This window comes from Celeribacter naphthalenivorans (assembly GCF_020524585.1).
Taxonomy (GTDB): Bacteria; Pseudomonadota; Alphaproteobacteria; order Rhodobacterales; family Rhodobacteraceae; genus Celeribacter; species Celeribacter naphthalenivorans.
Genome location: NZ_JAIVLK010000002.1, coordinates 432,871 through 446,248 on the forward strand (window position 1 = coordinate 432,871; position 13,378 = coordinate 446,248).

Annotated in this window: 17 protein-coding genes; 14 read left to right on the forward strand and 3 right to left on the reverse strand. The window is 60.2% G+C overall.

Going from position 1 to position 13,378, the window contains the following annotated elements; genetic code table 11:
- Positions 1–49 precede the first annotated feature (49 nt).
- Positions 50–991, forward strand: a complete 942-nt coding sequence (locus LC094_RS05715; protein WP_226550801.1) for an SRPBCC family protein — start codon at positions 50–52, stop codon at positions 989–991.
- Here LC094_RS05715 and LC094_RS05720 read toward each other — a convergent pair.
- The 3 genes from LC094_RS05720 to LC094_RS05730 form a co-directional block, all read right to left on the reverse strand.
- Positions 988–2,166 (reverse strand): HD domain-containing protein, encoded by a 1,179-nt coding sequence (locus LC094_RS05720; RefSeq protein ID WP_226550802.1) that lies wholly within the window; start codon positions 2,164–2,166, stop codon positions 988–990. The two genes, LC094_RS05715 and LC094_RS05720, sit on opposite strands and share 4 nt — an antisense overlap.
- 119 nt (positions 2,167–2,285) lie before the next feature.
- Positions 2,286–2,555 carry a hypothetical protein gene (locus tag LC094_RS05725; protein ID WP_226550803.1) on the reverse strand — a complete coding sequence of 90 codons (270 nt, stop codon included), beginning with the start codon at positions 2,553–2,555 and terminating at the stop codon, positions 2,286–2,288.
- Between the two features lie 10 nt (positions 2,556–2,565).
- Complete coding sequence (locus tag LC094_RS05730) at positions 2,566–3,219, reverse strand: alpha/beta hydrolase (RefSeq protein WP_167600530.1); 654 nt, start codon at positions 3,217–3,219, stop codon at positions 2,566–2,568.
- 374 nt (positions 3,220–3,593) lie between these two features.
- On the opposite strand from LC094_RS05730, the gene LC094_RS05735 reads away from it, so the two are divergent.
- The 13 genes from LC094_RS05735 to LC094_RS05795 all read left to right on the forward strand — a co-directional run bounded on the left by LC094_RS05735 (position 3,594) and on the right by LC094_RS05795 (position 13,298).
- On the forward strand, positions 3,594–4,055 hold the full coding sequence (locus LC094_RS05735; RefSeq protein ID WP_226550804.1) for a Fe-S cluster assembly transcriptional regulator IscR: 462 nt from the start codon (positions 3,594–3,596) through the stop codon (positions 4,053–4,055).
- A 36-nt stretch (positions 4,056–4,091) separates the two neighbouring features.
- The gene (locus tag LC094_RS05740) at positions 4,092–5,141 is read left to right on the forward strand and encodes a cysteine desulfurase family protein (protein WP_226550805.1); all 1,050 of its coding nucleotides are present in this window, start codon (positions 4,092–4,094) and stop codon (positions 5,139–5,141) included.
- A 76-nt stretch (positions 5,142–5,217) separates the two neighbouring features.
- The gene (sufB, locus tag LC094_RS05745) at positions 5,218–6,759 is read left to right on the forward strand and encodes a Fe-S cluster assembly protein SufB (protein WP_226550806.1); all 1,542 of its coding nucleotides are present in this window, start codon (positions 5,218–5,220) and stop codon (positions 6,757–6,759) included.
- A 43-nt stretch (positions 6,760–6,802) separates the two neighbouring features.
- Positions 6,803–7,123 (forward strand): hypothetical protein, encoded by a 321-nt coding sequence (locus LC094_RS05750; protein WP_226550808.1) that lies wholly within the window; start codon positions 6,803–6,805, stop codon positions 7,121–7,123.
- 2 nt (positions 7,124–7,125) lie between these two features.
- Positions 7,126–7,437 (forward strand): heavy metal-binding domain-containing protein, encoded by a 312-nt coding sequence (locus LC094_RS05755; RefSeq protein ID WP_226550809.1) that lies wholly within the window; start codon positions 7,126–7,128, stop codon positions 7,435–7,437.
- 3 nt (positions 7,438–7,440) lie between these two features.
- Positions 7,441–7,653 (forward strand): hypothetical protein, encoded by a 213-nt coding sequence (locus LC094_RS05760; RefSeq protein WP_226550810.1) that lies wholly within the window; start codon positions 7,441–7,443, stop codon positions 7,651–7,653.
- 12 nt (positions 7,654–7,665) lie between these two features.
- Positions 7,666–8,289, forward strand: coding sequence for a hypothetical protein (locus tag LC094_RS05765; RefSeq protein ID WP_226550811.1), 624 nt, complete (start codon positions 7,666–7,668; stop codon positions 8,287–8,289).
- Positions 8,290–8,409: 120 nt separating this feature from the next.
- Entirely contained in the window at positions 8,410–8,982 is a 573-nt protein-coding gene (locus tag LC094_RS05770) for a hypothetical protein (RefSeq protein ID WP_226550812.1), read from the forward strand.
- Positions 8,983–9,129: 147 nt separating this feature from the next.
- Complete coding sequence (locus LC094_RS05775) at positions 9,130–9,396, forward strand: hypothetical protein (RefSeq protein ID WP_226550813.1); 267 nt, start codon at positions 9,130–9,132, stop codon at positions 9,394–9,396.
- Between the two features lie 123 nt (positions 9,397–9,519).
- Positions 9,520–10,281, forward strand: a complete 762-nt coding sequence (sufC, locus tag LC094_RS05780) for a Fe-S cluster assembly ATPase SufC (protein ID WP_226550814.1) — start codon at positions 9,520–9,522, stop codon at positions 10,279–10,281.
- A 59-nt stretch (positions 10,282–10,340) separates the two neighbouring features.
- Entirely contained in the window at positions 10,341–11,579 is a 1,239-nt protein-coding gene (gene sufD, locus LC094_RS05785) for a Fe-S cluster assembly protein SufD (protein ID WP_226551006.1), read from the forward strand.
- A gap of 5 nt (positions 11,580–11,584) precedes the next feature.
- A complete protein-coding gene (locus tag LC094_RS05790) occupies positions 11,585–12,079 on the forward strand; it encodes a YIP1 family protein (protein WP_226550815.1) in 495 nt (164 codons plus the stop codon).
- 1 nt (position 12,080) lies between these two features.
- Positions 12,081–13,298, forward strand: a complete 1,218-nt coding sequence (locus LC094_RS05795) for a cysteine desulfurase (protein WP_226550817.1) — start codon at positions 12,081–12,083, stop codon at positions 13,296–13,298.
- Positions 13,299–13,378: the final 80 nt, after the last annotated feature.

The following is a 13,378-nucleotide window of genomic DNA, read 5'->3' on the forward strand; positions in this document are numbered from 1 at the left end:
GAGGTGGTGTCTCCGTTCGGTAAAATCGGCCGGGTAAAAGGTGAGTCTCGTGGCGCGTTGGCTAAAGGTGATGTTGCCGCTGATCTGTTTGGTCGCGGGAATGTTCGTGATCTATTTTTTGACGCTCTGGAGCGATCGCGATCTGGTTTCTCTGAGCTTTGTCATCGGCTTTCCCTTTGTGGCGGGGGGCGTTTTTACGGTTTTTCGCCCTAGAGGAGCGTTTCGGGGATTGATCGGCCTGATCTTCTGGATCGTGCTGGTCATGGTGCTCAGCCTTGCGGGCTCACAGGCCTCGGGGTTCGAGGGGCTGATCTGTATCGCCATGGCGGGCGTGCCGATGATTGGGGCAGCACTTTTGGGCGGCGTGATCGCCCTGACCGTGCGACGCGCCAAGGTGGATCGCAAGACCACGACGGGCGTCTATCTTTTGCCTCTTCTGGCCTTTGTGGCGTTGGATCAGCTTCCCAATGCGCCGCGGATTTACGCAATCTCCAACACGGTCGTGATCGACGCACCTGCCGCCGCGGTGTTCGAATTCGTCAAAGAAATCCGCGACATCCGTCCCGAAGAGATAGACACCCGTGCCTCGCATCTTTTGGGCGTGCCGAAACCGACAGAGGCGCTTTGGGTCGAAGGCACTGAGGGCGTGGTGAGGCAGTCCTCATGGGGCGATGAGGTGCGGTTTCTCGAACATATCACCCGCATCGAGCCGGGGCGTGTGATCGAATGGCGCTTCGAGTTCCCCGAGGGCTGGGCCGAGGGTGTCGAAGACCCGCATCTGCAGGTCGGCGGCGCCTATCTCGATATTTTGAGTGGCGGCTATGAGATCGAGCCGATGGGCGACAAGACCCGGCTGACCCTAACCACGCGCAGCCTTGATCGCTCAGGGTTCGGGGCCTACGCGCGGTTCTGGCATCATTTCTTTATCGAGGATTTCCATCTGGTGATCCTCGATCTGGTCAAGCACCGGATGGAAGCCGCCAGACCCTAGAGGGCGTTCCGCGCGACGAACCAAGGTTCGCATTTGGCGCGGATATAGGGCCAGAGTTTGGGGCAGCCACGGGCGATTTTGACGCCGACGCGGCTGTCGAGCTGGTGCAGTTTCACGTCATAGGTCCGCCAAGAGCCACCGTCATCGGCGAGGTTGTGCAGCACCGGCTGGCAGCGGTCGATGGATTTTGCATAGATCGCGGTCGGTGTGTCTGCGGCCTCGAACTCGTCCCAGATGGCGCGGAATTCCATGGCCTGATCGGTGGGCAAAAGGCCAAAGAGCCGGTCGGCGGCGATGAGTTCCGCCTCTTCCTGAGCTTTCAAGGCCTCGGGCGTCACGGCGCCGTGGATCGGTGTGTCGCCGGCGTCAACCTCGACAATGTCATGCAGGAGGAGCATTTTGATCGCCAGATCGACGTCCACGCCATCGCCCGCATGATCCGCGAGCGTGAGCGCGTAGAGCATGATGTGCCAGCTGTGCTCACCGGTGTTTTCCTTGCGCGAGCCATCGGCAATCGGCGTGGCGCGGTAGACGGTTTTCAGACGATCCGCCTCGCACCAGAACGCAAAGCGTTTGGCGAGGGTGGGATCGGTGTCCGCGCCTTCGAAGACGGCTTTCGTAAAGGCGAAAAGCTCCGGCAGGATGTCTTTGGTTTTCACCGCACGGCCCCGGCGCAGGTTGCCCGCAACGATCTCGCGCTCTTCGTCCAATTGCACTTTGGCACCAATGCTTTGCAGCGCAGGCGCGAGGTAGTCGATGGATTTGGCAAACCGCGCGGTCTCCGTTTCCATCGCTTCGAATTCGGTCCAGATGGCGCGGAAGGCGGTGCCGAGGTCTTCGGGCAAAAGGCCATAGATGCGGTCGGCGGCGGCGGCCTCGCGCGCGGCAATGTCGTCGGTGTCGTAGAGGATGTGGATCGGGTGATCGCCCGCGTCGACCTCGACGATGTCATGTAGCATGAGCATCTGGATCACGCGGCTGAGATCGACCTGATCCGAGGCCAGCGGCGCCATGAGAAAGGCCAAGAGGCAGGCGTGCCAGCTATGTTCAGCGGAGTTTTCGAACCGGGAGCGGTCCATGACCTGATTGGCGCGCTCCACCGTCTTGAGCCGGTCGGCCTCCATCAGGAAAGCGTATTGAGCGTCGAGGCGGGGGGAGGCGCTGTCTTTGGGCATGGGGTCCTAAAGCGTTTCTCAAAAAGCTTGAGGCACTCAGTTTTTGAGAAACGCAGCAATATTAATACAGTGTGGCAACGTTTTTCGCTCAATCTGATTCAGATTAAACGAAAAACGCTTTAGTATTCGATGTCGTCCTCTGAGCCCGGCGGGGGCGCGGAGGCTTGGAGGCCAGCCTTGGCCTCAGCGATGCGTTTTTGCAAATACGCACGCGCGCGGGCCTCAGAGAGGCGAACGCGCGCGGCGGTGAGGAAGGCTTCTTGCGTGGTGATGGACGAGGCGCCGATCACACGGGCCACGTCCTGGATCAATTCGTCGGTGCCGACAATGTCGAGCGCCTCAATGGTTTCCTTCGCCAGATCGTCGGCGATGTCCTCCATGATCCCCATAGCGCGCTCCTCAGCGGGTGTTTTCGGTCAGGCGACGGCGGACATATTCGTCCACGGAGCCGATCATCTGTTCCATATGCGGGTCTTCAAAGAAGTGGCCCGCGCCCTCGACTTCCTCATGGGTGATGGTGATGCCTTTTTGCTCGTGGAGCTTGTTCACCAAGGACTGCGTGTCCTTCGGCGGCGCCACACGGTCGGCGGTGCCGTTGATGATCAGACCCGATGACGGGCAGGGCGCCAGGAAGGAGAAGTCGTACATGTTGGCGGGCGGAGCGACCGAGATAAAACCGGTGATCTCCGGGCGACGCATCAAAAGCTGCATGCCGATCCATGCGCCAAAGGAGAAACCCGCGACCCAGCAATGTTTCGCATTGGGGTTCATCGATTGCAGGTAATCGAGCGCGGAGGCCGCATCGGACAGTTCGCCCACACCTTGGTCATACTCGCCCTGAGACCGGCCCACGCCACGGAAATTGAACCGCAGAACGGTAAAGCCCATGTTGTGGAAGGCGTAATGCAGGTTGTAGACCACGCGGTTGTTCATCGTGCCGCCAAATTGCGGATGCGGATGAAGAATGATGGCGATGGGGGCGTCTTTTTGCGGTTGCGGGTGGTAGCGGCCTTCTAGCCGGCCTTCTGGGCCGGGAAAAATCACTTCGGGCATAGTCGTCCCTGTCTCCTCATGTCGCTGCGGCCTTGAAGGTGTGTCCCGAAGGGCATCTTCAGGCCGTGGCGCTCTTTTGCGGCAAAGCCGATATGGCGGTTTTGCTCTCGTGTCTGTGGCGCGGGCGCTTTATAGTTGACGGAATTGCTCAGGCTATTTAGAAGCATTCTAAATTGACCAGGAGCAAGGCGCACGCGGGTGGTATGGAGGTAAGGCTCTCACGCGCGCACGTCAATGTTTTTGCGCGGCTTTTCGCGGGTCCGGGCATAGGAATCGCTGAAAGCCTGGGTCTAAGGGCCGATGGCGCGGTAAAAACGCGGTCGAAGAGAGGGCATCTGGCCGAAAGGCGGGGCTCAAATTGAAGGGGAAAGCCGATGAAACTGTCCACGAAAGGGCGTTATGCCATGGTGGCGCTGGCCGATCTGGCGCTGCAGAAGGATGAGAGCCTGTTGTCGCTGGCGGAGATTGCCAAGCGTCAGGATATTTCTCTGCCTTACCTCGAACAGCTTTTCGTCAAACTGCGCCGGGCCGATCTTGTGACCTCCGTGCGGGGGCCGGGCGGTGGCTACAAACTGGCGCGACCGGCGTCCGAGATTCGCGTCTCGGACATTTTGGGCGCCGTGGATGAGACCGTGTCGGCGATGCACACGGGCGCGGGGGCCTCGGGTGGTGTGTCTGGCTCTCGGGCGCAGTCGATGACAAACCGGCTTTGGGAAGGGCTGTCGGCGCATGTCTATGTCTTCCTGCACCAGACGCGCCTGTCGGATGTGGTGAAAAACGAGCTGCGGCCCTGTCCGGCGGTGCCGACCCTGTTCGCCGTTGTGGATGAAGAATAATCACTCTTTTGAGTATTTGACCAGCAAAGGAAACCCGTGACCAAGACCCGCACATATCTCGACTGGAACGCCACGGCGCCTATGTGTCAGGCGGCGCGTGAAGCGATGATGGCGGCCATGGATGTGGTCGGCAACCCGTCGTCGGTGCATGGCGAGGGGCGGGCGGCGAAGGCGTTGATGGAGCGCGCGCGGGCGCAGGTTTCTGAGGCGTTCGGTGCCCAAGGCGCGGACATTGTTTTTACCTCGGGTGCGACGGAAGCGGCGGCTTTGGCTTTGAGCGGGCGTGGGATACACTGTGCGGAGGTCGAACATGAGGCGGTGTCCTCGTGGTGCGTGGCTGATTTGCCGGTCGGACGTGATGGCCGTGTGACAGTGACCGCGCCGCATGAGAGTGCACTGCAAGTGGCGAATTCCGAGACCGGGATCATTCAAAGCCTGCCCGAAGGTCTGGCGGTTTGCGACGCGACGCAGGGCTTTGGCAAGATGCCGCTGGCCTTTAATTGGCTGGGCTGCGATATGGCGCTGGTGTCGGCGCATAAGCTCGGGGGCCCGAAGGGCGTGGGTGCTTTGGTGTTGAAGCAGGGTTTGGATGTCGAGGCCAATATCCGTGGCGGTGGTCAGGAGATGGGGCGCCGCAGCGGCACCGAGAACCTGATCGGCATCGCAGGCTTTGGCGCGGCGGCGGAGGCGGCGGCGAAAGCTTTGGCGGACGGCGTTTGGGAAGAGGTCGCGGAAAAGCGCGATCATCTTGAGACGCTGATTGCGGGTGAGATCGAAGCCCCTGTTTTTGTGGGGAAAGACGTCGCGCGCCTGCCCAATACGATGAGCCTGATCACGCCCGGTTGGAAGGGCGAGACGCAGGTGATGCAGATGGATCTGGCGGGGTTTGCGGTCTCCGCAGGCTCGGCCTGTTCGTCGGGTAAGGTCAAGGCGTCCAAGGTCTTGACCGCGATGGGATACACCGAAGAGGAGGCGGCAAGCGCGCTTCGGGTGTCGATCGGCCCTGAGGTGACGAAAGACGATTTGGAGCGGTTCGCCACGGCGTGGCTGGCCGCGCACAGTCGCTGGCGCAAACGCGCGGCGTAAAGATAAACGAGAGGGCCAGAGGCCCCGGATAGCACATGAGGCGCAAGCCTCCAGAGATACGGTAAGGAGTGATCCCATGGCGGATGACGTACAATTGAAGGATCAGGTCAAAGACGGCGTCGAGGAAGAAACCGTCGCCGCCGTTCAGGCGCTGGCCGGCAAGTATAAATACGGCTGGGACACGGAAATCGAGATGGACTACGCGCCGAAGGGCCTCTCCGAGGACATCGTGCGCCTGATTTCCGCCAAGAACGAAGAGCCGGAATGGATGCTGGAGTGGCGTCTTGAGGCCTATCGCCGCTGGATCACGATGGAAGAGCCGGATTGGGCGATGGTCGAGTACCCTGAGATCGATTTTCAGGACCAGTATTACTATGCGCGTCCGAAATCGATGGAGAGCAAGCCGAAATCCTTGGATGAGGTCGATCCGAAACTCCTCGCAACCTACGAAAAACTCGGCATTTCTCTCAAGGAGCAAATGATCCTCGCGGGTGTCGAAGGTGCGGGCGACGTGCCGGCGGACGGCAACAATTCCGAGCGCAAAGTGGCCGTAGACGCGGTGTTCGACTCTGTGTCCGTGGGCACGACCTTTAAGAAGGAACTCGAGAAGGCAGGCGTCATTTTCTGTTCCATCTCGGAAGCCATCAAGGACCACCCGGAACTGGTGAAAAAATACCTCGCCTCCGTGGTGCCGGTGTCCGACAACTACTATGCGACGCTGAACTCCGCCGTCTTCTCCGACGGGTCCTTTGTCTATATCCCGCCGAACACGCGCTGTCCGATGGAGCTTTCGACGTACTTCCGCATCAACGCGGAAAACACCGGCCAGTTCGAGCGCACGCTGATCATCGCCGACAAGGGCAGCTACGTGTCCTACCTCGAAGGCTGCACCGCACCGCAACGCGACACCGCACAGCTTCACGCGGCGGTCGTTGAGATCGTCATCGAGGAAGACGCCGAGGTGAAATATTCCACGGTGCAAAACTGGTTCCCCGGCGACGAAGAGGGCAAGGGCGGCATCTACAACTTTGTGACCAAACGCGCCGATTGCCGGGGCGACCGGGCGAAAGTGATGTGGACACAGGTCGAAACCGGCTCGTCGGTGACGTGGAAATACCCGTCCTGCATCCTGCGCGGCGACGACAGCCAGGGCGAATTCTATTCCATCGCCATCACCAACAACCATCAACAGGCCGACACTGGCACGAAGATGATCCATCTGGGCAAAAACACCAAGTCGCGGATCGTCTCCAAAGGCATCTCGGCGGGTGTGGCGCAGAACACCTATCGCGGTCAGGTGGCGATGCACCCGAAGGCGAAGAATTCGCGCAACTACACGCAGTGCGACAGCTTGCTGATCGGTGACAAATGCGGGGCGCATACCGTGCCCTATATCGAAGTGCGCAACAACTCCTCGCGGGTCGAACATGAGGCCACCACATCGAAGGTGGACGATGAACAAATGTTCTACTGCCGCCAGCGTGGCATGGACGAAGAGGAAGCCGTGGCGCTGATCGTCAACGGCTTTGCCAAGGAGGTGCTGCAAGCGCTGCCGATGGAATTCGCCATGGAAGCGCAGCAACTGGTTGCGATTTCGCTTGAGGGGTCTGTGGGGTAACCGGTGCAGTGACATCTGCCCATAACAGCGGGAGAGAAGACCAATGATCCAATCCGTTTCCAAGAACGTGGCCAAGGCGCGCCGGATTTATCCGGGGCATGGAGCACGTGCGGCGGGTGAGGGGCGCGAAGTGTCCGTTCTCGTCCTGCTGATGGTGGGCGTTTTCGGGCTGACGATGCTACATGACGAGATCGTCGCAGAGCTGGTCGAACGGGGCTGGCTCAGCGGTTTGCGGGCGGAAACCTGGGAGGTTCTGCTCTGTGCCGTGCTGTTCCTGATCTGGAGCTTTCTGATGCTGCGTCTCGTGACCTGTCTCAACACAGCGCGTGACAGCAGAGCCGAGAACACCAGCACGGGGGACTGACGATGATCACCACCACGACCCCCTCCATCGAGGGCCGCAAGATCATGGCCTATCATGGCATCGTCACCGGCGAGGCCATCATGGGCGCCAATATCGTGCGCGATCTCTTTGCGCAGGTCACCGACATCATCGGCGGGCGTTCCGGCGCCTATGAACAGAAACTGGGCGAAGGCCGCGAGACCGCTCTGCGCGAGATGCAGGAGCGTGCGGTGGCCATGGGGGCCAATGCGGTTGTCGGTGTCGATCTCGATTACGAGGTGATCGGACAGATGCTTATGGTCTCTGCCTCCGGCACCGCGGTGACAGTGGAGTAACTCATGCGTTTCGATCTTTTTCCCATGTTCCTCGCAGGCTCCGCCGGCATCGGCCTTGGTGTCTTTATCGGCGTTTTCATCGGGCTTCTTGTTCGCGTAAAGGCCGGTAAGCGCGAGGGGTTGTTCATGAATTCGGTGGCCGCCACCGCCTTTCTCGCCTCTGTCGCGGCGCTGGTGATTTCCGCGCTGATCAAACTGGTGACCTTCTCCGGCTGACATGACCCAGATATGACCCTGCACAGCGCACATATCCCCACCTTTGGCCCCGATGGGCCGGAGCTGACCTTCCCCGAGGAGGTCAGGGAGGTCGTGTGTGCGCAATATGATGCGGCTGAGGTGATCCTTGAGTATGGCTCCGGCGGCTCGACGGCTTACGGTGCGGCGCAGCCCGGAAAGACGCTCTATTCGGTCGAAGGCGACAAGACCTGGCACAGGGCGATGGAGCATCATTTCGCAGCCCATCCGCCCAAGGCCGCGCTGCATCTGATCCATGCCGAGATTGGTGAGACGGGGGAGTGGTCCTGGCCCAAGGGCAATGGAAAATGGTTCCGCTACCCGGATTATTGCTTTGGCATCTGGCAGCGCGATGACCTGAAATCGCCCGATCTGGTGCTGATCGACGGGCGGTTCCGCGCGGGCTGTTTCCTTGCCACCATGGTGTCCATCACGCGCCCCACGCGGGTGCTGGTCGACGATTTTGTCGGGCGCGAAGACAAATACGGCGTGATCACCGAATTTGCCACGCCCACCGGTTTTCACGGCCGGATGGCGCAATTCGACCTCTCGCCGATCTCGACGCTGCCTGCGGGGGCGCTCTACAGTCTGCTCAAAGCGTTTCAGGTGAAAGCATGACCAGAACGCGCCTTTTCCTTCCTTCCGATCATTCTTGTGCTCTGGCTCTGCCCGAATTCTGCCACGATTCATTGGTAAACACGGTTAACGTGGGGCTTATGCTAGGGAAAAGGGATCGCGATGGATCAGCGACAAGACTTTCTAAGCCGCATTGGTCGCGTCTCGCAGGCGCCGCAATCGCGCCTCGAAGGGATGGGGCTCGACAATATGGGACCGGCGCAAACCCGCACCCATGGCCGCAATCAACGTCTCTCCGAAATGCTCGAACGGCATCAGGCGCAGGGCGTGCATGGCCGGAGCTATGCGGGCGAACCGCGGCTCAAACTTTCGCAGATCATGTCCTATGTGCTGGCCTTCGCCATGGGCGGCATGGCGGCGGTGATCGCGCGGGTGCTGCGGTTTCAAATCTCTGGTTCAGAGGTCATGGGATCGGCGGACGCCGATCTGGCGCTCGACGTGATCTTCGCGATCTTCGTGGCCTTTATCCTGCGCGAACTGGTGTCGCTCTCGGCGGTCAAACGCATGGGGACGCAATTCGCGGGGATTTTGCTGGCGATCGTCACGATGCACAATGTGGTGCACGAAATGCCCGACCTGTTCTCGAAGCTGTTTTCCCAGCAATGGGTGCAATATGTGACCGGCACGACCGAGCCGGGCACGCTCTATTTTCGGGGGCACAGCTATCACATCTGACCCAGCGCGTGACCCAGCGCGTGATCGTGCGCGCGGGTGACGCTGCGTCATTCGTATCGGGCGCAAGAATGCCCGTCGTCCGCCGCAATCTTTCCCAAATTCCCGGCCAATCTGTTTGTGAAGACAGAAGAGAGGGGCAGGGAGAAGATGCAGCATCAGCACGCTCAGTTCGCCGACAGGATCAAACGGATCGAGGCCGGGGCGCCGAATACATTCGCGACCGTCTACACGGGGCTACAGAATGTGGACACGCCCAAGGGCAAACTCGTTTCGGGCGTCAAACACCATGGTGTCGTGCAGCAAGACCGCTTGCTCAGACGCACGCTCTTGGCCATGGGGCTCAAATCCGGCCTTCTGAAACTGATCGCACTGGGCTCCGGCCTGTTGATCTTTTTGCATTTTTCGGGCGTCTGATCGCATCAGGTTCCCGTTCTGATAAGGCGCGCCCGCGCGTCACAACCTCCACGCACATGAAAAACACACAGGCGCCTGCCGGGTTCATCCCGCGCGGGCCCTTCCTCGTGAAAGGACAATAATATGTTGGAAATCAAAAACCTCCACGTCAAACTTGAAGAAGAGGACAAGCAAATCCTCAAAGGCGTCGACCTGAAGGTCGGCGAGGGCGAAGTGCATGCCATCATGGGCCCGAACGGCTCCGGCAAATCGACCACCTCCTATGTGCTTTCGGGCCGTGACGGCTATGAGGTGACCGAGGGCGAAGTGCTTTTGGACGGCGAAAACATCCTTGAGCTGGAGCCGGAAGAGCGCGCCGCCGCCGGTCTGTTTTTGGCCTTCCAATACCCGGTCGAAATTCCGGGCGTTGGCAACATGACCTTCCTGCGCACCGCCGTGAACGCCCAACGCAAAGCGCGCGGTGAGGAAGAACTGTCCGCCACCGACTTCCTCAAAGAAATCCGCGCCAAAGCGAAATCGCTTCAGATCGACGCCGAGATGCTCAAGCGTCCGGTCAACGTCGGCTTCTCCGGCGGTGAGAAAAAGCGCAATGAAATCCTCCAGATGGCGATGCTGGAGCCCAAACTCTGCATTCTCGATGAGACCGACTCCGGCCTCGACGTGGACGCGATGAAACTGGTGTCCGAGGGCGTTAACGCGCTGCGCGACGGCAAACGGTCTTTCATCGTGATCACCCACTACCAGCGCCTTCTGGACCACATCAAACCGGACGTCGTGCACATCATGTCCAACGGTCGGATCATCAAGTCGGGCGGCCCCGAGCTGGCGCTTGAGGTCGAGAACAACGGCTATGCCGATCTTCTGGCCGAGGTGGAGCAAGCCTGATGAAACGCGCAGAGTTGAAACAACGCAAGTTGGACGCCACCAGCGCCCGTGTTGAGGGCATGACCCTGCCTGCGGGGGCGGCTTGGGCCGAGGCGCTGCGTCAGGACGCTTTGAGCCGCTTGCTCGCCATGGGCTTGCCGCAGGGGCGCGACGAATATTGGCGCTGGACCCGTCCGGACACGCTGAATGCCGACGCGCCGAAACCCGCCACGGTGTTCGACGCCAAGGAAGCGCCGGTGTTCTCCGGGATCGACCGGCTGAAGATCGTTTTCGTCGATGGTGTGTTCGATGCCGAGGCCTCGGACGCGCTCGACGGCGAGAACCTCGAGATTATGCGCCTGTCGGATGCGCTCAGCGCTGACATCCATTGGGTGAAAGACGCTTACGGCGTGCAGGAGAAAAAGGCGCAAGACCCGGTCGAGCGGCCTTTCGCGACGCTCAACACCGCCTTTGCCACGGATGGCGTGGTGATCCGCGCCACGGGCAAGGTCGCGAAACCGGTGTCGCTGATCTATCTGCACCGCAATGAGACCTCGGATGCGATCCTGCACCATGTGATCCGCGTCGAAGAGGGCGCCGATCTGACGGTTCTGGAAAACGGCCCGGCCGCTGCGCGGTTCAACAAGGTGATGGAGGTCGAGGTTTCCGACAAAGCCGCCTTCCACCACGTCCGCGCGCAGGGCCGCGATCACGAACGTCGTGCGGTAACGCATGTGTTTGCCACGATCGGGCAGGAGGCTTTGTTCAAAAGCTTCACCATGACCGCCAATGGCGTACTGACCCGCAATGAAGTGGTGCTCGATATCCAAGGCGACGATTCCATGGCGCATGTCGCCGGTGCTGCGCTTGGCGATGGCGATTTCCACCACGACGACACGGTCTTCATCACCCATGACGCCGAGCGCTGCGAAAGCCGTCAGGTGTTCAAAAAGGTGCTGCGCAACGGCGCGAAAGGCGTGTTTCAGGGCAAGATCCTCGTGAAAGCGGGCGCGCAAAAGACCGACGGCTATCAGATCAGCCAAGGCCTTCTGCTCGATGGCGACAGCCAGTTTTTGGCCAAGCCGGAGCTTGAGATCTACGCCGATGACGTCGCCTGTTCGCATGGCTCCACCGTGGGCGCGATCGACGATGAGGCGCTGTTCTACCTGCGCTCGCGTGGTGTGCCGACGGCGGAGGCGACCGATCTTTTGACGTTGGCGTTTCTGGCCGAAGCCATCGAGGAGATCGAGGATGAGGCCATCGCCGAAGACATCCTGCACCGTCTCGAAGGCTGGCTGACACGCCGCCGTGCAGGCTGAGCCTGATGGGTGTCGTCACCGACATTGCAAAGAGCTACCGCGCGCCCCGCGCGGTGCTCCGTCACAGGCTGGCGGGCGGGGAGAATGAGGGCAGTGCCCTTGTCACCCTGATGCTGGCCTGTGGGCTGATTTTCGTGGCGCAATGGCCGCGACTGTCGCGGCTGGCCTATGAGACCGGCCAAGAGGTGCAGATGCTGATGGGGGCCACTCTGTTGAGTTGGCTGTTCATCATGCCTTTGGTCTTCTACGTCTTGGCGGGGATTGTCGCTTTTGTTCTGCGTTTGCTCAAGACGCCTGCCACCGGGTTCGAGACCCGCATGGCGCTGTTTTGGGGCCTTCTTTGTGCTGCGCCCCTCTGGCTTTTGTGGGGCCTGACCGCAGGCTTCGTGGGCCCCGGTGCAGCCACAACTGCGGTGGGCGTTTTGGCGCTTGCTGCCTTGATCTATTTCTGGGGCGCGATGCTGTCCGAAGTCGCCCACACACCTGAGAAAGAGAGCTGAGATGTTCGACGTCAACGCCATTCGTGCCGATTTTCCGATCCTGTCGCGGCAGGTCAACGGTCAGCCTCTGACCTATCTCGACAGCGGTGCCTCGGCACAAAAGCCGCAGGTGGTGATCGATGCGATCACCAAGGCCTATTCCGAAGAATACGCCAATGTTCACCGTGGCTTGCACTATCTTTCTAATCTTGCGACCGACAAATATGAGAACGTCCGGCAAGTGGTGGCCAAGTTCCTGAATGCCGGTCATGAAGACGAGATCGTCTTTACCTCTGGCACCACCGAGGGGATCAACCTTGTCGCTTACTCCTGGGCGATGGAGAATTTGCAGCCGGGCGATGAGATCGTGCTCTCTGTGCTCGAGCATCACGCCAATATCGTGCCTTGGCAATTCCTGCGCGAACGTCAAGGCGTGGTTCTGAAATGGGTCGATTGCGCAGCCGATGGCAGCCTTGATCCTCAAGCCGTGATCGACGCGATGGGGCCGAAGGTCAAACTGGTCGCCGTGACGCATATGTCCAACGTCACCGGCACCGTGGTCGATGTCAAAACCATCTGTCACGCGGCGCGCGCGCGTGGCATCGCGACGCTCATTGATGGCTCTCAGGCCTCTGTGCATGGGCCGGTCGATGTGCAGGACCTCGGCTGTGATTTTTATCCCATTACTGGGCATAAACTCTACGGTCCGTCGGGCTCCGGCGCGATCTATATTCGCGCGGAACGTCAGGCGGAGATGCGGCCTTTCATGGGCGGCGGCGACATGATCGACACGGTGACGAAAGACGCTGTGACCTATGCCAAACCGCCGTTGAAATTTGAGGCCGGCACACCCGGCATCGTCCAAACCATCGGCATGGGCGTGGCGCTCGATTACATGATGCAGATCGGCATGGAGAACATCGCCGCTTACGAGGCCCAACTGGCCGCTTATGCCTCCGAGAAGCTTCAGAACCTCAATTGGCTCAATGTCCAAGGCACCGCACCGGGCAAGGGCGCGATTTTCTCCTTCACCATGGAGGGCGCGCATCCGCATGACATCTCGACGGTTCTCGACAAAAAAGGCGTCGCGGTGCGGGCAGGGAGCCATTGTGCCATGCCCTTGATGCAGCATCTGGGCGTCACCGCCACCTGCCGGGCGTCTTTCGCGATGTATAACACCACCGAAGAAGTCGACCGTCTCGTTGAGGCGCTGGAGTTGTGTCGGGAATTCTTTGGCTGAATTTGGGGGCTGAATTGGCGTCTGTGAGGCAGGGCTTGTCTGAAACGGGATGTCATGCCACGCTTCTGCTCGTGTGAGGT